This is a genomic window from Vibrio sp. NFR (assembly GCF_027587095.1).
In the GTDB taxonomy this organism is placed as follows: domain Bacteria; phylum Pseudomonadota; class Gammaproteobacteria; order Enterobacterales; family Vibrionaceae; genus Vibrio; species Vibrio harveyi.
The window spans coordinates 71598-91177 of sequence record NZ_JAPPTN010000006.1 but is presented as its reverse complement, the minus strand read 5'-3'; the positions used below and the strand labels follow the sequence as shown (position 1 = coordinate 91177).

General features: G+C 44.8%; 18 protein-coding genes. 8 read left to right on the top strand and 10 right to left on the bottom strand.

The features are described from left to right. Window positions 1-170: 170 nt before the first annotated feature. From lpdA to ampD, 5 genes are all read right to left on the bottom strand, one after another. On the bottom strand, window positions 171-1601 hold the full coding sequence (gene lpdA / locus OH463_RS13260) for a dihydrolipoyl dehydrogenase (RefSeq protein WP_005446266.1): 1431 nt from the start codon (window positions 1599-1601) through the stop codon (window positions 171-173). 243 nt (window positions 1602-1844) lie between these two features. Next, window positions 1845-3746, bottom strand: coding sequence for a pyruvate dehydrogenase complex dihydrolipoyllysine-residue acetyltransferase (gene aceF, locus OH463_RS13255; RefSeq protein ID WP_017817680.1), 1902 nt, complete (start codon window positions 3744-3746; stop codon window positions 1845-1847). Between the two features lie 30 nt (window positions 3747-3776). Next, on the bottom strand, window positions 3777-6440 hold the full coding sequence (gene aceE, locus OH463_RS13250) for a pyruvate dehydrogenase (acetyl-transferring), homodimeric type (RefSeq protein WP_005446262.1): 2664 nt from the start codon (window positions 6438-6440) through the stop codon (window positions 3777-3779). Window positions 6441-6495: 55 nt separating this feature from the next. Then, window positions 6496-7263, bottom strand: coding sequence for a pyruvate dehydrogenase complex transcriptional repressor PdhR (pdhR, locus tag OH463_RS13245; RefSeq protein ID WP_005446261.1), 768 nt, complete (start codon window positions 7261-7263; stop codon window positions 6496-6498). Between the two features lie 404 nt (window positions 7264-7667). Further along, window positions 7668-8219, bottom strand: a complete 552-nt coding sequence (gene ampD / locus OH463_RS13240; protein ID WP_017189135.1) for a 1,6-anhydro-N-acetylmuramyl-L-alanine amidase AmpD — start codon at window positions 8217-8219, stop codon at window positions 7668-7670. A gap of 92 nt (window positions 8220-8311) precedes the next feature. Between ampD and nadC the strand changes: the two genes are divergently transcribed. The 8 genes from nadC to yacG all read left to right on the top strand — a co-directional run bounded on the left by nadC (window position 8312) and on the right by yacG (window position 15445). Further along, on the top strand, window positions 8312-9199 hold the full coding sequence (nadC, locus tag OH463_RS13235) for a carboxylating nicotinate-nucleotide diphosphorylase (protein ID WP_269991445.1): 888 nt from the start codon (window positions 8312-8314) through the stop codon (window positions 9197-9199). 263 nt (window positions 9200-9462) lie between these two features. After that, the gene (locus OH463_RS13230) at window positions 9463-9921 is read left to right on the top strand and encodes a pilin (RefSeq protein WP_239210719.1); all 459 of its coding nucleotides are present in this window, start codon (window positions 9463-9465) and stop codon (window positions 9919-9921) included. Beyond that, a complete protein-coding gene (gene pilB, locus OH463_RS13225; protein ID WP_269991444.1) occupies window positions 9921-11606 on the top strand; it encodes a type IV-A pilus assembly ATPase PilB in 1686 nt (561 codons plus the stop codon). Before OH463_RS13230 ends, pilB begins: the two co-directional genes overlap by 1 nt. A 33-nt stretch (window positions 11607-11639) precedes the next feature. Further along, window positions 11640-12863 carry a type II secretion system F family protein gene (locus tag OH463_RS13220; protein ID WP_269991443.1) on the top strand — a complete coding sequence of 408 codons (1224 nt, stop codon included), beginning with the start codon at window positions 11640-11642 and terminating at the stop codon, window positions 12861-12863. 72 nt (window positions 12864-12935) lie between these two features. Further along, window positions 12936-13805 (top strand): prepilin peptidase, encoded by an 870-nt coding sequence (locus OH463_RS13215; RefSeq protein WP_045488712.1) that lies wholly within the window; start codon window positions 12936-12938, stop codon window positions 13803-13805. After that, window positions 13806-14420, top strand: coding sequence for a dephospho-CoA kinase (coaE, locus tag OH463_RS13210; protein ID WP_269991442.1), 615 nt, complete (start codon window positions 13806-13808; stop codon window positions 14418-14420). It abuts the gene before it with no gap. A 27-nt stretch (window positions 14421-14447) separates the two neighbouring features. Next, window positions 14448-15188: a cell division protein ZapD gene (gene zapD / locus OH463_RS13205; RefSeq protein ID WP_005446251.1), complete on the top strand. Its 741-nt coding sequence runs from the start codon at window positions 14448-14450 to the stop codon at window positions 15186-15188. A 62-nt stretch (window positions 15189-15250) separates the two neighbouring features. Next, entirely contained in the window at window positions 15251-15445 is a 195-nt protein-coding gene (gene yacG, locus OH463_RS13200) for a DNA gyrase inhibitor YacG (protein WP_005446249.1), read from the top strand. A gap of 366 nt (window positions 15446-15811) precedes the next feature. Here yacG and rplS read toward each other — a convergent pair whose 3' ends face one another. The 5 genes from rplS to ffh all read right to left on the bottom strand — a co-directional run bounded on the left by rplS (window position 15812) and on the right by ffh (window position 19396). Next, complete coding sequence (gene rplS, locus OH463_RS13195; protein WP_005379971.1) at window positions 15812-16165, bottom strand: 50S ribosomal protein L19; 354 nt, start codon at window positions 16163-16165, stop codon at window positions 15812-15814. Window positions 16166-16206: 41 nt separating this feature from the next. After that, window positions 16207-16950 (bottom strand): tRNA (guanosine(37)-N1)-methyltransferase TrmD, encoded by a 744-nt coding sequence (trmD, locus tag OH463_RS13190; protein ID WP_005446247.1) that lies wholly within the window; start codon window positions 16948-16950, stop codon window positions 16207-16209. A 27-nt stretch (window positions 16951-16977) separates the two neighbouring features. Then, entirely contained in the window at window positions 16978-17526 is a 549-nt protein-coding gene (gene rimM / locus OH463_RS13185) for a ribosome maturation factor RimM (RefSeq protein WP_005446245.1), read from the bottom strand. Between the two features lie 28 nt (window positions 17527-17554). After that, window positions 17555-17803 (bottom strand): 30S ribosomal protein S16, encoded by a 249-nt coding sequence (rpsP, locus tag OH463_RS13180; RefSeq protein ID WP_004410028.1) that lies wholly within the window; start codon window positions 17801-17803, stop codon window positions 17555-17557. Window positions 17804-18013: 210 nt separating this feature from the next. Further along, window positions 18014-19396, bottom strand: a complete 1383-nt coding sequence (ffh, locus tag OH463_RS13175; protein ID WP_005446242.1) for a signal recognition particle protein — start codon at window positions 19394-19396, stop codon at window positions 18014-18016. Window positions 19397-19580: the final 184 nt, after the last annotated feature.

Sequence of the window (19580 nt, the reverse complement as noted above, 5' to 3'; positions counted from 1 at the left end):
AATACATACCTCTCGATTCCTTGGTGTTAAACCAAGAGATTTCCAACTATCAAGCACAATCGCCTAAAAGGAGACCTCATTCCCTCTTCAAGTTCCGCGCATAAAAAAACCGCTGACGAATCAGCGGTTTTTATCATTCAAGTTTTAAGACTCTCGGTCTTCAAAAGAAATTATTTTTTCTTTTTAACTGCTTTTTTGTTTGGAAGGTCAGTGATTGAACCTTCAAATACTTCAGCAGCTAGACCCACTGACTCGTGTAGAGTTGGGTGAGCATGGATAGTTAATGCGATATCTTCAGCATCACAACCCATCTCAATAGCTAGACCGATTTCACCAAGCAGTTCGCCACCGTTAGTACCAACGATTGCACCACCAATAACACGGTGAGTCTCTTTATCGAAGATTAGCTTAGTCATACCGTCTGCACAGTCAGATGCGATTGCACGACCTGATGCAGCCCATGGGAATGTTGCCACTTCGTAGTTGATGCCTTCAGCTTTCGCTTCTTTCTCAGTCTTACCAACCCATGCCACTTCTGGCTCAGTGTAAGCAATTGAAGGAATAACTTTAGGGTCGAAGTAGTGCTTCTTGCCAGAGATAACTTCTGCAGCAACGTGACCTTCATGCACACCTTTGTGAGCAAGCATTGGTTGACCAACTACGTCACCGATCGCGTGGATGTGAGGAACGTTAGTGCGCATTTGCTTATCAACGTTGATAAAGCCACGCTCGTCCACTTCAATGCCCGCTTTTTCAGCGTCGATAAGCGCACCGTTTGGTACACGACCGATAGCAACAAGAACCGCATCGTAGCGCTCAGCTTCTGCTGGTGCTTTTTTGCCTTCCATTGAAACGTAGATACCATCTTCTTTCGCTTCAACTGCTGTTACTTTCGTCTCAAGCATTAGCTTGAACTTGTCTTTAATACGCTTAGTGAAGACTTTAACGATGTCTTTGTCCGCAGCAGGGATAACTTGGTCAAACATCTCAACTACGTCTACTTTAGAACCTAGTGAGTGGTAAACCGTACCCATTTCTAGACCGATGATACCACCGCCCATGATAAGCAGCTTTTCAGGTACTTCTTTCAGCTCTAGAGCATCCGTTGAATCCCAAATACGTGGGTCTTCATGCGGGATGAATGGCAGTTTGATTGGGCGAGAACCCGCAGCAATGATAGCGTTGTCGAAGTTAACCGTTGTTGACTCGCCTTCGCCTTCTACAAGGATAGAGTTAGGACTTGTGAACTTACCGTAGCCGTTTACTACAGTAACATTACGCATCTTAGCCATACCGCTAAGACCGCCAGTCAGTTGATTTACAACTTTCTCTTTCCAGATACGGATTTTGCTGATGTCTGTTTGCGGTTCGCCAAACACAACACCGTGCTCAGCCATCGCTTTCGCTTCTTCGATAACTTTTGAAACGTGAAGAAGTGCTTTAGATGGAATACAACCAACGTTTAGACATACACCACCAAGAGTGCTGTAACGTTCAACTAGTACTGTTTCTAGACCTAAGTCCGCACAACGGAATGCAGCTGAGTAACCAGCAGGACCAGAACCAAGTACAACAACTTGGGCTTTAATTTCTTTGCTCATTGTGACCTCTTGTAGTCATTATCCCTAACAGGCTGAGTAGATGTTCTTAAATTATTAGGCTTTCAAACGATCAATATTTTACAGAGATGTTAACAGTGTGAAAGCAGCTTTAAGTTAGCCTGTGAGCTAGACAACAATTCATCTTTCAGATTCTGAACGATGTGAGAAATTGTCGTCTAAAAATAGTCTTTTATATAAAGAAGTAAGGTGACCCGAAAGCCACCTTAACTATTACTTTCTATATTACAGTACTAGGCGACGAATGTCTGATAGTGCACCGTTTAGGAAAGTAATGAAGCGTGCACCTTCTGCACCATCAATCACACGGTGGTCGTATGATAGAGACAGTGGAAGCTGTAGACGTGGTTCGAACTCTTTGCCGTTCCACACTGGCTTCATTTCAGATTTAGATACACCTAGGATACCTACTTCTGGCGCGTTTACGATTGGCGTAAACGCTGTACCGCCGATACCGCCAAGGCTAGAGATTGTGAAACAACCGCCTTGCATGTCAGCTGCCGTTAGCTTACCTGCACGTGCTTTCTTAGAAACTGCCATTAGCTCTTCAGATAGCTCGTAAATGCCTTTCTTGTTCACGTCTTTAAATACCGGAACAACAAGACCGTTTGGCGTATCTACTGCGATACCTACGTTCACGTACTTCTTAAGAATGATGCTTTCGCCATCTTCAGAAAGTGAAGAGTTAAACGCTGGGAACGCTTCTAGTGCTTTCGCTACTGCTTTCATGATGAACACAAGAGGAGTGATCTTCATGCCAGTGTCTTTCTTCGCTTCGATTGCATTCTGCTCTTTACGGAATGCTTCTAGCTCAGTGATGTCAGCGTTGTCCCACTGTGTAACGTGAGGGATCATTACCCAGTTACGGTGTAGGTTTGCACCAGAAATCTTCTTGATCTTAGAAAGCTTCTGAACTTCCGTCTCACCGAACTTGCTGAAGTCAACTTTTGGCCAAGGTAGTAGACCAAGCGCTGCGCCGTCGCCCTTACCAGATGCTGCCGCACCAGCGCCAGACTCAAGACGCTTAAGCGCATCTTTAACGTAAGCTTGAACGTCTTCTTTTAGGATACGGCTCTTACGACCAGTACCTTTAACCTTAGATAGGTTAACGCCAAATTCACGAGCAAGACGACGGACAACTGGAGACGCGTGTGCGTAGTCGTTGTTCTCTTGGAAATCGTTCGCTGCAGGTGCCGCTTCAACTTTTGCTGCTGGAGCAGGAGCCGCTGCAGGTGCTGGAGCTGCTGCTTGTGCAGGTGCTGCAACAGGAGCTGGAGCTGCGCCAGCTACTTCGAATACCATGATTAGAGAGCCAGTCGTTACTTTATCGCCAGCTGCAATCTTGATTTCTTTTACCGTACCAGCGAATGGAGCTGGAACTTCCATTGAAGCTTTGTCACCTTCAACAGTGATTAGAGATTGCTCTTCTTCTACTGTGTCGCCAACTTTAACCATGATCTCAGTAACTTCAACTTCGTCACCGCCGATATCTGGAACATTCACTTCTTTGTCAGCTGCTGCCGCTGGAGCTGCTGGAGCTTCTACTCGGTCCGACGCCTCGGCTGCTGGAGCCGCTGCTGCGCCTGAACCGGCAGTTTCGAATACCATGATTAGAGAACCAGTTGTTACTTTATCACCAGCAGCAACTTTGATCTCTTTTAGAGTACCAGCGAATGGTGCTGGAACTTCCATTGATGCTTTGTCGCCTTCTACCGTTAGAAGAGATTGCTCTTCTTCGATGCTGTCGCCAACTGCAACCATGATTTCAGTAACTTCTACTTCGTCGCCACCGATATCTGGAACGTGAACTTCTTTCAGTTCTGCCGCTGCAGGAGCTGCAACTGGTGCTGCTTCAACTGCTGGAGCTGCCGCAGGAGCCGCTTCTGCAGCGGCACCTTCAGCTTCGAAAATCATGATTAGAGAGCCAGTCGTAACAGAATCACCTTCTGCTACTTTGATTTCTTTAACGATACCTGCTTGAGACGCTGGAACTTCCATAGAAGCTTTGTCGCCTTCAACAGTGATAAGAGACTGCTCTTCTTCAACCTTGTCGCCAACGCTTACAAGAATCTCAGTAACTTCAACCTCATCCGCACCGATGTCAGGTACATTAATTTCGATTGCCATTGCTTATTTACCTTCTAGTTAAGCGCTGTATTAAGCGTAAAGTGGGTTTGTTTTTTCAGTGTCGATGTTGAACTTAGCAATCGCTTCAACGACGACTGACTTCTCAACATCACCACGTTTCGCTAGCTCAGTAAGAGCTGCAACAACTACGTAGCCCGCGTTAACTTCGAAGTGACGACGTAGGTTCTCACGACTGTCAGAACGACCGTAACCATCAGTACCAAGTACTTTGTAAGACTCAGAAGGCATGAACGCACGAACTTGCTCAGAGTAGTTCTTCATGTAGTCAGTCGCTGCGATTGCTGGCTCAGTACCCATTACTTGTGCAATGTAAGGTACTTTTGCTTCTGCTTCTGGGTGAAGCATGTTGTAACGCTCTGCGTCTTGACCGTCACGAGTTAGCTCGTTGAACGATGTTACAGAGAACACGTCAGATGCGATGCCGTACTCTTCGCTTAGGATAGTCGCTGCTTTACGTACTTCGTTCATGATAGTACCAGAGCCCATTAGCTGAACTTTAGACTTGTCACCTGCGTAAGACTCAAGCTTGTAGATACCCTTACGGATGCCTTCTTCAGCGCCTTCTGGCATTGCTGGCATTGCGTAGTTTTCGTTCATTACAGTTAGGTAGTAGAACACGTTCTCTTGGTTCTCACCGTACATGCGACGGATACCGTCTTGCATGATTACTGCAACTTCGTAAGCGAATGTTGGGTCGTAAGAGATACAGTTAGGAACTGTATTCGCCATGATGTGTGAGTGACCATCTTCGTGCTGTAGACCTTCACCGTTTAGCGTTGTACGACCTGCAGTAGCACCTAGTAGGAAACCACGAGCTTGTTGGTCACCAGCCATCCATGCCATATCACCTACACGTTGGAAACCAAACATTGAGTAGTAGATGTAGAACGGGATCATTGGTAGATCGTTCGTGCTGTATGACGTTGCTGCTGCAACCCATGAAGCCATTGAACCTAGTTCGTTGATACCTTCTTGTAGAACCTGACCTGAAGTTGCTTCTTTGTAGTAAGAAACGATGTCGCGATCTTGAGGTGTGTAGTTCTGACCGTGCGGGTTGTAAATACCGATCTGACGGAATAAACCTTCCATACCGAACGTACGAGCTTCGTCACAGATGATAGGAACGATGTTCTTACCAATGTTCTTGTTCTTAAGCAGGATATTAAGAGTACGAACGTAAGCCATTGTTGTAGAGATATCACGCTTCTGCTCACTTAGTAGCGGAGCGAACTCTTCTAGCTCAGGTGTTTTGAATTCTTGAGTGAACTTAGGTAGACGCTGTGGCGTGTAACCTTTTAGTTCTTTACGACGAGCGTGTAGGTATTCGTACTCCGCTGTACCTTCTTCAAGTTTCAGGTATGGAAGTTCTTTCACTGCTTCGTCAGTTAGGATGTCTTGAAGACCTAGACGATCACGTAGGTGTAGTACGTGAGTCATATCCATCTTCTTAACTTGGTGCGCGATGTTCTTACCTTCAGCCGCTTCACCCATGCCGTAACCTTTAACAGTCTTCGCTAGGATTACTGTTGGACGACCTTTAGTTTCTGCTGCGTTTTTGTAAGCTGCGTACAGTTTAGAAGACTCGTGACCACCGCGCTTAAGTGCGAAGATTTCGTCATCAGTCATGTCTGCAACTAGTGCTGCAGTCTCTGGGTACTTACCAAAGAAGTGTTCACGTACGTAAGCACCGTCTTTAGATTTAAATGTTTGGTAGTCACCATCTACAGTTTCGTTCATCAACTGTAGAAGCTTGCCTGTTGTATCTTTAGCAAGTAGAGCATCCCAGTTGCTACCCCAGATAACTTTAACAACGTTCCAGCCAGCGCCTTTGAATAGACCTTCTAGCTCTTGGATGATGCTACCGTTACCCATTACAGGACCGTCTAGACGCTGTAGGTTACAGTTGATTAGGAATGTTAGGTTGTCTAGTTTCTCACGCGCAGCGAAAGAAAGTGAACCACGTGATTCTGGCTCATCCATTTCACCGTCACCTAGGAACGCGTATACACGCTGTGCAGACGTGTCTTTCAGACCACGACCGTCTAGGTACTTAAGGAAACGCGCTTGGTAGATCGCAGAAATTGGACCAAGACCCATAGATACTGTTGGGAACTGCCAGAACTCAGGCATCAATTTAGGGTGCGGGTATGATGGGATACCTTTACCGTCTACTTCTTGACGGAAGTTGTCTAGCTGCTCTTCAGTTAGACGACCTTCAACGAATGCACGAGCGTAGATGCCCGGAGAGATGTGACCTTGGTAGTAAACTAGATCGCCACCGTCCGTCTCATTTGGAGCGCGGAAGAAGTGGTTGAAACAAACTTCGTAGAACGCCGCTGCTGACTGGTAAGAAGCCATGTGACCACCTAGGTCTAGGTCTTTCTTAGAAGCACGCAATACGATCATGATTGCGTTCCAGCGAATAATCGAACGAATACGACGCTCAAGAGTTACGTCACCAGGGTAAGCTGGTTCTTGTGCTGCTGGAATAGTGTTGATGTAGTTTGTGTTGATGCCAGTTGGCATATCAACGCCGTCTAGACGTGCTTTTTCTAGAACGGTTTCTAGTAGAAACTGTGCACGTTCTACACCTTCTTCACGAACAACTGATTCAAGGGCTTGCAGCCAATCTTGAGTTTCCAGTGCATCTACGTCATGCTTCATGTCAGACATGGCGATCTATCCTTCTGTTGGTTGGATCTACTTATTTAAGTAAGCGGTTCTTGTATTAAGAATCGTTACCTTGCTGAATTCGACGCAGAGAACGCTCTCGTCGAGACTCTTCTCGAGTCAAATCCAACAATGTTTCTTCAATATAAGCTAAATGTGAGTGAGACATTTCACGTGCCTTTTCAGGCTGACCAGAAACAATCGCATCCACGATATTAGCTCTGTGTTTACTTACTTTATCGACCACTTCATCGCGGCGATGTAAGAGCTTTAGATTCTGTAGAACATTTTGCTCAAGCAAAGGCGCAAGGCTGCGAACAATATGAAGCAGGACGACATTGTGTGCCGCTTCAGTCAAAGCAATCAGAAACTGCATCACTGCAGCGGCTTCTGCCTCAACGTTATCGCCTTTTTGCTCTTCGCTAATTTGATTCAAACAAGCTTGAATGCGTGCAAAATCTTCATCGGTACCACGCAAAGCTGCAAAGTACGCTGAAATCCCCTCCATCGCATGGCGCGATTCAAGTAGGTCTAACTGCGTTTCTGAGTGAGTCGACAACAAGTTCAACAACGGATCTGAAAAGCTTTTCCAGATGTTTTCACTAACGAATGTGCCACCGCCTTGACGACGAGTAAGCAAACGCTTTGCTTCTAAGCGTTGAATGGCTTCACGGACAGATGGACGAGACACATCGAACTGCTTAGCGAGTTCGCGCTCTGGTGGCAACTGCTGCCCCGGAGACAATGTTCCTTCCACAATCAACCTTTCTAGCTCTTGTTCAATAACATCAGAGAGCTTTGGCTGACGAATCCTTTGATAAGCCATAATTTATTGTTCTTCTACTCTTGCAGGTAATTGGTAATACCAATTTTAAGATGGTGCAGAAATTAACATAATTAAAACGCCACTGTCCAGCCAAAAATTGACCTAAATCATAGAATGGACTTACAACCAACACTCTGATAACAATCGACTATTAAAACAGCAATAAAATTGGTCTTACCAATTACATAAACAAAACAGATGGGAGCTCTGCGTGCTAGTAATTTTGATCAACAAAAACAAAAAATGACAAAATTATCCGTACATTTTTTCACCAACCGCTGTTTTGAGCGTTCAAAATGTAGTTAACTTTTAACAAGCATTCATATTTCTCGTATCAAAAAAAGGCATACTTGAGTGTATGCCTTATTTATTTCTGTTTTTTGAATTTACACTTTCGCTACAAGTTAGCGTTGTATTTGTTGCCTGAACTTGACCCAGTCAAAGCTTAGACCAGGATCGGCTTTTCTCAAGGGAGCGATATACTGATGCCCCGTGATTCGGGGTAAGGTGATTTTGGGGTAAGAATGCATGACCGCATGAGCCAAAGCCGTAAGTGATTGATATTGCTCTTCTGTATAAGCCACAAACTCAGTGCCTTCTAACTCAATACCAATCGAATAGTCATTGCAACGTTCACGACCAGCAAAGCTAGATTGCCCTGCATGCCAAGCTCTATCTAAAAACGAAACAAACTGAACAATTTCGCCATTACGCTTTATTAAGCAATGTGCCGAAACGCCCATTTTGTGAATTACTTCAAAAAATGGATGTGCTTTAGGATCGAGATTGCCAGTAAAAAAGTCCTCTATATATGAACCACCAAACTGCCCTGGCGGCAAACTGATGTTGTGAACCACCAGCAGAGAGATGTCATCTTTGTCTGAACGAGCATCAAAGAATGGCGATGGAACATGCTTTGCTTGCGTCAACCAACCATTCTCGATTTTTAGGCACATATCAACCTCTCTACTTTGCAAATTAACTGCTGAAATTATTGACACCGGAGAGTATCATTCGTTGCCATCTCCCTTTCAAGACAAGATTTGCGATGAAGAACACACACAACAGCCAAGAACGCCTAGAATACCTTAAGCAACAGCTTCCATTAGAAATCACTCGTGCCGTAGCCGATACCCTAAAAGAAGACCTAGGTGGCACATTGGATGCAGACAAAGACATCACCGCATCGCTTATCCCAGCAGACGCCATTAACACAGCAACCATCATTACTCGTGAACACGGTGTATTTTGTGGTCAAGCATGGGCAGATGAAGTATTTAAACAACTGGGTGGCAAAGTCGCGATCGAATGGCATGTAAAAGATGGCGACAAGGTTGAACCAAACCAAACACTTTGCACACTGACTGGTTCTGCTCGTGATTTGCTCACTGGCGAGCGCAACGCAATGAACTTTATTCAAACCCTTTCAGGTTGCGCGACTATTACCGCTGAGTACGCAGAGAAAATTGCTCACACTGAGTGCCGCCTATTAGATACTCGTAAAACCATTCCGGGCTTACGCAGTGCGCTAAAATACGCAGTAGCCTGTGGCGGTGGTTTCAACCATCGTATCGGTGTATTCGATGCCTACCTTATTAAAGAAAACCACATCATTGCATGTGGCGGGATCACTCAAGCGATTACCACAGCAAAATCGTTGAACCCAGGTAAACCAGTTGAAGTGGAAACGGAAAGCTTGGACGAGCTAAAAGAAGCGATTGAAGCAGGTGCAGATATCATCATGCTCGATAACTTCACTACAGATATGATGCGTGAAGCAGTCGCTATCAATTCAGGACGTGCTGCGTTAGAAAACTCTGGCAACGTGACTCTAGAAACCATCGCTGAATACGCAGAAACGGGCGTAGATTACATCTCGGTGGGCGCTTTAACTAAGCACCTAAAAGCGATGGATCTTTCGATGCGCTTCAAGTAATCCAAACTAAATAAGCAAAAGTAATTCTCGTTAACTCATAGAGTTACTCCATTAAACACCAATAAAGAGCCGCACGGCTCTTTATTTTTATCCACATAAAAAATAACACCACTCGCAAAACCTTGCATGCAATATGCAACTTGAGTGTAAAGATTTTTATCTCAGTCGAGAGCTTCTCCCTTCCCAGTTTTCTCTTTCCCCTACTCTTTTTACTCTTCTGCCCCATGCATAAGCATTAACTAAATTTATCTTAAGGAAACAAGATGAAAACGAATAAACAGAAGAAGCAGCAGGGTTTTACTCTAATTGAATTGATGATCGTGGTAGCGGTTATTGGTGTTTTAGCAGCGATTGCAATGCCACAATACCAAAAGTATGTAGCTAAAAGTGAAGTTGCATCTGTTTTAGCAACATTGACAGGAGCTAAAACTAATGTAGAAGCTTACACGGTAGAGAACGGTTTATTTCCAGATGGCTCAGCTTCTGATGCAACACCAACGGCCCTAGGGGTTCCATCAATGCATTTAGGAACTGTAGCTTTTACAGACCAAAGTACTGATGGAGGCAAAATTTCTTTTACATTTGCAACAACAGCTAGTGCGGGTGTTAGTGCTTTAGTTTCAGGGAAAAAACTGACTCTTACGCGAACGGCAACATATGGAGGATGGGATTGCTCATCATCTGATTTGGATAGCGAATTGCTTCCTAAAACTTGTAAATAATGCTAACCAACCTTTCAACGGTTCTTCGCCAAGCTGGAATACTGACCTTTTCCCAAGAAGAATCGTTACTTGAGCAAGCAAAAGCTTCTGGCATTTCGATGCCGGAGGCTTTACTCAGTTCTGGCTTTTTCCAATCACATGAATTGACTGAGCACCTTAGCTCCATCTTTGGGCTTTCCTGCACATCACTCAGTCAGTATGAGTACTCGTCGCTGTGCCAAAAGCTTGGCTTACGCGATCTGATCACTCGACATAATGCCTTGCCACTCAATCGCACATCTTCCACATTAATACTCGCAGTTGCAGACCCAACTAACTTACAAGCGGAAGATGACTTTCGTTTTGCTACCGGTTTACAAGTCGAGCTTGTTCTGGCGGATTTTAAAGAACTCACCGCAGCTATTCGTCGTTTATATGGTCGTGCACTCGGTCAAGAAAAGTCCGGTCTTAAAGAAATCAACCAAGATGAACTGGCAGGTCTCGTTGATATTGGTGAGGATGAAATTGAGAACATTGAAGATCTCAGCCAAGATGAATCGCCTGTCAGTCGTTATATTAACCAAATTCTGCTCGACGCCGTTCGTAAAGGGGCTTCCGATATTCACTTCGAGCCCTATGAAAGCATGTATCGAGTGCGTTTGCGTTGCGATGGCATCTTGATCGAAATTCAACAGCCTCCGAGCCATTTAAGCCGCCGCCTTTCCGCACGTATAAAAATCCTATCTAAGCTTGATATCGCTGAGCGCCGTTTACCACAGGATGGTCGTATCAAGCTCAAATTAAACCAAGACACCGCGATTGACATGCGAGTCTCCACGCTGCCAACTCTGTTTGGGGAGAAAATCGTACTACGTTTGCTCGACAGCAGTTCTGCAGCATTAGATATCAATAAACTCGGATACAGCGATCATCAAAAGCAATTGTATTTAGAAGCACTGCGCCGCCCACAAGGCATGATCCTAATGACAGGACCAACGGGCAGCGGCAAAACGGTTTCTCTTTACACTGGTTTGAGCATTCTCAATAAAACCGAGATTAACATTTCCACCGCTGAAGACCCCGTTGAGATCAACTTACCCGGCATTAACCAAGTTCAAGTTCAACCTAAGATCGGCTTTGGCTTTGCAGAAGCGCTTCGCTCTTTCTTGCGTCAAGATCCCGATGTAGTCATGGTGGGTGAGATCCGAGATCTCGACACGGCAGAAATCGCGATCAAAGCGTCACAAACCGGACACTTAGTCCTTTCTACCCTGCATACCAACTCCGCCGCCGAGACGGTCATTCGCTTATCAAATATGGGGGTAGAAAGCTTTAACCTCGCATCCTCTCTTAGCTTGATCATCGCTCAGCGTTTAGCACGAAAGCTTTGTCCACATTGCAGACAACCTCAAGAACCTAACAGCCAACTTCAACATATTGGAATTACCAGCACTGAAGATATCTTCCAAGCGAATCCTGATGGTTGTAACGAATGCACCCAAGGATACTCTGGTCGCACTGGCATTTACGAAGTGATGAAGTTTGATGAATCCCTGTCAAATGCGCTCATCAAAGGCGCTTCAGTACATGAATTAGAAAAGCTAGCGATTGCCAATGGTATGCAGACTCTACAAATGTCCGGCATTGAAAAGCTCAAACAAGGCGTCACCAGCTTTAGTGAGCTGCAACGCGTTCTCTATTTTTAACTTCTCAGATTTTATTAGGCAGTTACTTACACTATGAAAACCATCGCTCCACAACTTAAGAACTACCGTTGGAAAGGCATTAATAGCTCGGGTAAAAAAACCTCTGGTAATGTGCTCGCAATGACAGAAGTCGAGGTAAGAGAGCGCCTTGATGCTCAGCACATCAAGATAAAAAAACTCAAAAAAGGCAGTATTTCTTTTATCACCAAGATAAGTCATCGAGTAAAAGGCAAAGACATTACGGTGTTTACTCGTCAAATCGCCACCATGTTGATGACTGGCGTCCCTATTGTTCAGGCACTCAAGTTAGTTTCAGAGAACCATAAAAAAGCTGAAATGAAGTCGATTCTAATGAGTGTGACGCGAGCGGTAGAAGCAGGGACACCGATGTCGAAAGCCATGCGTACCGCTAGCACGCACTTTGATCCACTTTACACCGACTTAATAGCAACAGGTGAGCAGTCCGGTAACTTATCCCAAGTCTTTGAGCGTCTGGCAACCTACCGAGAAAAAAGCGAGCAGTTGCGTGCAAAGGTTATTAAAGCGCTCATTTACCCGGCGATGGTGGTATTAGTAGCACTTGGGGTTTCTTATTTAATGCTGACAAAGGTTATTCCTGAGTTTGAAAAAATGTTTACAGGTTTTGGTGCCGAATTACCCGCCTTCACCCAGATGGTACTCAACCTTTCTGCTTGGACCCAAAATTGGGGTCTCTTCATTGGGCTGAGCTTTGTGAGCTTACTCATTTCTGGCAAAATCATGTCACAACGCTCCGACTCATTTCGTCTTTTGACTGCACGGTCGAGTTTAAGAGTACCTATTTTAGGACCAGTTTTATCCAAAGCTGCCATTGCGAAGTTTAGCCGTACTTTGGCGACCAGTTTTAGCGCAGGTATTCCTATCCTAACCGCCTTGAAAACTACCTCAAAAACCTCTGGTAACATGCACTATCAATTGGCAATCGAAGAGGTATATCGAGATACTGCCGCTGGTATGCCAATGTACATTGCCATGCGTAACTGTAACGTCTTCCCAGAATTGGTATTGCAAATGGTCATGATTGGTGAAGAGTCAGGTCGCTTAGATGACATGCTCAACAAGATAGCCGCTATTTATGAGTTCGAAGTCGATAACACCGTCGACAACCTAAGTAAGATTTTGGAACCGTTGATCATTGTTTTTCTGGGTGTCGTTGTCGGTGGTTTGGTGACAGCAATGTACTTACCAATCTTTAACTTGATGAGCGTATTGGGATAGAATGATCCTTTAGCAAATTAATTCTATCAAAACAGCACCTTGCTCGTTTGATTTACCGCTCAAGAGACTGATATGGAAGTATTCCAGTACTACCCATGGCTATTCGTTGTATTTACCGCTATTTTTGGTTTGATCGTGGGTAGTTTCCTCAACGTAGTTATTTACCGTTTACCTAAGATCATGGAACTAGAATGGCGACGCGAGTGCGCTGAATCATTCCCTGAATATAAGATCGAGCCACCAAAAGAGACATTAACCTTAAGCGTGCCACGTTCATCTTGTCAGCAATGCGGTACACATATCCGCATTAGAGACAATATCCCTGTGATTAGTTGGCTATTACTAAAAGGTAAATGCCACAACTGCCAATCACCTATCAGTGCCCGTTACCCTCTTATCGAACTGCTTACCGCTTTTTGTTCGGGTTTTATCGCTTTTCATTTCGGTTTTAGCTACTTCACTGTGGCGCTGGTTTTCTTTACCTTTGTATTGATTGCTGCCACATTTATCGACCTTGATACCATGTTGCTGCCAGACCAACTCACACTGCCATTGATGTGGGCGGGTATTGCTCTTGCTCTTGCCGGTATCAGCCATGTAAGTCTTCAAGATTCTATTATTGGAGCAATGGCAGGCTACTTATGTCTTTGGAGTGTTTATTGGTTATTCAAACTCCTCACAGGCAAAGAGGGAATGGGCTATGGCGACTTTAAACTCCTTGCTGCATTAGGAGCTTGGCTGGGCTGGCAATCTCTGCCGATGATCATTTTACTTTCTTCGGTAGTAGGCGTCATTTTTGGTCTTATCCAGCTGCGCTTGCAAAAGCAAGGTATCGAAAAAGCCTTTCCTTTTGGTCCTTACCTTGCAATTGCAGGATGGGTGAGCCTAATTTGGGGCAATCAAATCCTCAACTGGTACTTTACGTCGATTCTAGGAGTGTAAATGGCTTTTGTTATTGGCCTAACCGGCGGTATTGCGAGCGGCAAAACCACCGTGGCAAACCTATTCAAACAGCAGTTCAAAATAGACATCGTTGACGCTGATATTGTGGCTCGTGAAGTCGTAGAGCCAGGCACACCTGGACTTAATGCCATCATTGAGCACTTTGGCACTGATATTGTCCGAGCGGATCAAACACTTGATAGAGCCAAATTGAGAGAAAAAATCTTCTCTAACCCAGAGGAGAAAGCATGGGTGAATGGGTTATTGCACCCAATGATTCGCGAAAAGATGATCGAAGACTTGGAGCAAGTCACATCAGACTACGCTCTTTTAGTTGTACCTTTATTGGTAGAAAACAAGCTCGATAGTTTGTGCGATCGTGTACTTGTTGTTGATGTCGATCCACAAACCCAGATCTCAAGAACGGTAAAACGCGATAACGTGAGCGAAGAGCAGGCAAAAGCTATCTTGGCATCTCAAGCATCTCGTGAACAACGACTTGCTCTGGCAGATGATGTGGTTAAGAATAATCCAGATGACCCAGATCTTTTGCTTCAAATCACAGATTTACACGAAAAGTACCTAGCCATGTGTAAGAAAAATCTGCGAAAATAGGAATGAAACTCACCAAGGCTACTGTCGATGACCACGCACAAATTTGAACATCCGCTAAATGAAAAAACTCGTATTTATTTAAGAGTTGAGTCTTTGCTGCGTCAGGCTCATCTAGCCTCTGGTTTTGCTGACAATCATCAGTATCAACTGTTCTTCCGTGCACTCTTCGATATGATCGAGATCTTTGAGCAAATTCAATTAAAAAGCGAACTGGCAAAAGATCTTGAAAAGCAACGTTTAGCTTATCGCAATTGGCTTAATGTCGATGGTGTCGATCAGCAAGCCCTTAGCGAACTCTTAAAAGAGATCGACGTAGTCCATAGCCAACTGATGACTGCTGAGCGTTTTGGTCAGGCACTTAAAGAAGATCGCTTCTTAAGTTCAATTCGCCAACGCTTTAACTTACCTGGAGGGTCATGTTGTTTTGATCTTCCTGCGTTGCACTACTGGCTTCATTTACCTATTGAGCGTAAAAAACACGATGCAGAACAGTGGCAAGCGAGTTTAAAACCTTTGTCTGATGCCTTAGCACTCTGGCTCAAGCTGACTCGCGAAACAGGACATTTCAAAGCACAAATCGCTCGCACTGGATTCTTCCAAAGCGACGCGGACGAAGCCAATATCCTGCGTTTACACATTCCAATGGAATACGGTGTCTACCCGATGATCTCGGGTCATAAAAACCGTTTTGCCATCAAATTCATGGCTTTTGAAAGCGGTCAAGCTTGTACTCAAGACGTTGAGTTTGAACTCGCTGTTTGTAGCTAAGCGCAACTCGCACTACTATTGCCATAACACCTTTGAACACCGAATAAATAGGACGAATGACGATGTCTAAAATTACAGTCGTTCCATGCCCACAATGTGGTGCCGACGTAGAGTGGGGAGAGCAAAGTCCTCACCGCCCTTTCTGTAGCAAACAGTGCCAAATGATTGATTTTGGCGAATGGGCTGACGAAGAAAATACCATTCCTGGCGCACCAGATATGTCGGACAGTGATGGTTGGTCTGAAGACCAATACTAAGAAGCTAGAACTCAGAAACGAGAGCACCACGCTTCGAGAATAAAAAGAAGGGTTGATGTGAGAACATCGGCCCTTTTTGTTTTTTATTACGCCGAAAGAGAGATTCCGACAATGCGCATTCGTCGCTTTCGGGAATGACACCGTTTGGGTTCATTTGTTTTTTATTCGTCATCCTCAAGAGCGAGGGACGAGCGAGTTGGGGATCCCTTTTTTACTCTCTCGCAGGACAAATGCCGCTCACTAACCGAAGCGCTCCACTATATCAGAGCAAGTATTCCTGATTCTCGAAGCATAACGTCCTTTTTCGCGCATAAAAAAACGGAGCCCAAATGGGCTCCGTTTACTATGAGAACGCTAGTTATAGCATTACTTCTTAGCAAGTTTCTCTTTGATACGAGCAGACTTACCAGAACGCTCACGTAGGTAGTACAACTTGGCACGACGTACTGCACCACGGCGTTTAACTTCGATGCTATCAACGATTGGAGAGTGTGTTTGGAACGTACGCTCAACACCTTCACCGTTAGAGATCTTACGTACAGTGAAAGCAGAGTGAAGACCACGGTTACGGATTGCGATTACAACGCCTTCGAAAGCCTGTAGACGCTCACGGTCACCTTCTTTAACTTTAACCTGAACTACAACAGTGTCACCTGGTGCAAATTTAGGTAGGTCTGATTTCATTTGCTCTTCTTCAAGAGCCTTGATGATGTTACTCATTTTTTAAATTCCTAGAATAAACTGATACTAAATAAATTAGGTTACTTTGCACTATGTTCACTAATGAACTCAGCAAGTAATTGTTCCTGTTCGTCAGTCAGAGCTAGGTTTTCCAGGAGCTCTGGTCTTCTAAGCCAAGTTCGGCCCAGCGACTGTTTTAGTCGCCATTGACGAATGTCCTTGTGATTGCCTGACATCAGTACCGCTGGTACTTCTTTGTCATCCAATACTTCTGGACGCGTATAGTGAGGGCAATCTAACAAACCATTTGCAAAAGAATCTTCTTCTGCTGACGCGAAATCCCCTAGTACACCCGGAACAAACCGAGAGACAGAATCGATTAACGTCATGGCAGGTATCTCACCACCCGTCATCACAAAATCCCCAATCGACCATTCTTCGTCGACTTCAGATTGAATGATGCGCTCATCTACCCCTTCGTAACGACCACAAATCAGAAGTAAATTCTCATTCGTTGCCAGTTCTTCAACGCCTTTCTGGTCGAGCTTACGACCTTGAGGAGAAAGGTAAATGACTTTCGTCTTACCCGGTGAGGCTGCTTTCGCGGTATGAATGGCATCGCGCAAAGGCTGAACCATCATTAACATACCAGGACCACCACCGTAAGGTCGGTCATCGACAGTGCGATGTTTGTCATGAGTGAAATCACGAGGATTCCAAGTCTCAATCGACAAAAGACCTTTTTTAACCGCTTGACCTGTTACCCCAAAATCAGTAACAGAACGGAACATTTCAGGAAAAAGGCTAATAACGCCAACCCACATGTTGATCTCGCTCTGTAATTTTGGAGATTAGAATCCAGGATCCCAGTCAACTTCGATCCGTTGAGCTTCGCGATCAACTTTGATGATCACTTGCTCTTCAAGGAACGGGATTAATCGTTCCTTTTGCCCGAAAGCATCTTTTAGATTTGCTTTAACAACCAGAACATCGTTTGAGCCAGTTTCTAGAATGTCAGATACGACACCGAGATCGTAACCTTTAGTGGTTACTACTTGCATCCCAAACAATTCACGCCAGTAGAACTCATCTTCTGACAATTCAGGTAGTACCGCAGGGTCAATAGCAATCTCAAAGTTCGTCAGTAAGTGTGCGTCTTCACGAACTTCCAGACCTTCAAGCTTAGCCACCATACCTTTGTTATGGCGCTTCCAGCTTTCTACTTTGAACTCAACCCACGTACCCTTTTGGTTAATAAACCAAGGGCTGTAATCGAAAATGCTTTCAGCATTGTCTGTGTAGGAAAAAACTTTAAGCCAACCACGAATGCCGTAAGTAGCACCAAACTTGCCTACAACAATCTTTTCGTTGCTCATTGTTTCTTTACCTTTCATCGACATAAACTAGTTTCTACTTCTAAAGTAAAAATTAAGCCGCTTTTTGAGCGTCTTTAACTAGCTTAGCAACGCGGTCAGATAGAGACGCGCCTTGACCAACCCAGTGGTTAACGCGGTCTAGGTCTAGACGTAGACCTTCTTCTTGACCTTGTGCAGTTGGGTTAAAGAAACCAACTTTCTCGATGAAACGGCCAGTTGCAGCGTTGCGGCTGTCCGCTACTACGATTTGATAAAATGGACGCTTCTTAGCGCCGTGACGTGCCAAACGAATGGTTACCATGTCGTCCTCTTTGCTTTCTCAAAAATAAAATTAACCCCAACAATCATCCAAAAAACTGAATAATCTGGGGTCTCGTGCCAAAATAAAGCTCCGGAATTTTACTCTTATCCCGGAGCAATGCAAGGGGTTTAGTTACTTTTTCACCAACATAAATTGAAATCCAAGTTTGTGACGTAGCTAACACCCTGAAACTAAAGTCTAGGCAATCGTTTAACGACCAAATGGGTTGAAGCCACCGCCTCCGCCCATGCCACCCATCATGCCTTGCATGTTACGCATCATGCCTTTCATGCCGCCCTTCTGCATTTTCTTCATCATCTTCTGCATTTGGGTGAACTGTTTCAGCAGACGGTTAACGTCTTGAACCTGAACACCAGACCCCGCAGCGATACGTTTCTTGCGCGACCCTTTGATGATTTCTGGGCGTTGACGTTCTTTCATTGTCATTGAGCTGATGATCGCTTCCATTTGCTTGAACATCTTGTCATCAACTTTGTCTTTCACGTCTGATGGTAACTGAGACATGCCTGGAAGCTTGTCTAGCATGCCCATCATGCCACCCATGTTTTGCATTTGACCCAACTGTTCACGGAAGTCTTCAAGGTCGAAGCCTTTCTTCTCTTTGAACTTCTTCGCTAGCTTCTCTGCTTTGTCTTGGTCAACATTGCGTTGTAGGTCTTCAATCAGTGACAGTACATCACCCATGCCTAGAATACGCGATGCAACACGATCAGGGTGGAATGGTTCTAGTGCGTCGGTTTTCTCACCCACACCGAGGAATTTGATTGGCTTACCCGTAATGTGACGAACTGATAGCGCCGCACCACCACGTGCGTCACCATCCACTTTAGTCAGAATCACACCAGTTAGTGGTAGCGCATCACCGAATGCTTTTGCTGTGTTCGCCGCATCTTGACCTGTCATTGCATCAACAACGAACAGTGTTTCAACCGGGTTAATCGCTGAGTGAAGATCTTTAATCTCACCCATCATTTCTTCATCGATAGCCAAACGACCAGCGGTATCGACAATTAATACGTCGTAGAATTTCTTCTTTGCGTGGTCAATTGCTGCATTAGCAATATCAAGTGGCTTTTGATCTGGTGAAGATGGGAAGAAATCGACACCGATGTCTGATGCTAGGGTTTCTAGCTGCTTAATCGCTGCAGGACGGTAAACGTCGGCAGACACAACCAAAACTTTCTTCTTATCACGCTCTTTTAGAAGCTTAGATAGCTTACCTACCGATGTAGTTTTACCCGCACCTTGTAGACCCGCCATCAAAAGCACTGCTGGCGGCTGCGCTGCTAGGTTCAGTGCTTCATTAGATTCACCCATTACCGCTTCAAGCTCAGCTTGAACGATCTTGATGAACTCTTGACCTGGCGTTAGGGATTTAGAAACTTCTACGCCCACCGCTTTTTCTTTAACGCGGTTTACAAATTCACGTACAACAGGAAGCGCAACGTCCGCTTCCAATAGTGCCATGCGTACTTCACGTAGGGTTTCTTTAATGTTGTCTTCGGTCAGACGACCTTTGCCACTGATATTCTTCAGTGTTTTGGATAATCGATCCGTTAAATTCTCAAACATCTTTGTCTCTTCGCTAAAATGGCGATTAATTAGTGTGAGTATACCTTAGCCAACGTCACAGTCATACCCGAACACAGCTCTTATCCTTAACTTGAGGGCTAACTCGTTAATTTCAATATCTCATCTCTCGTGATTGATGAGGCATAGCCCCAAAGAGTAATGCAAGGTATAATTTTCACCATTG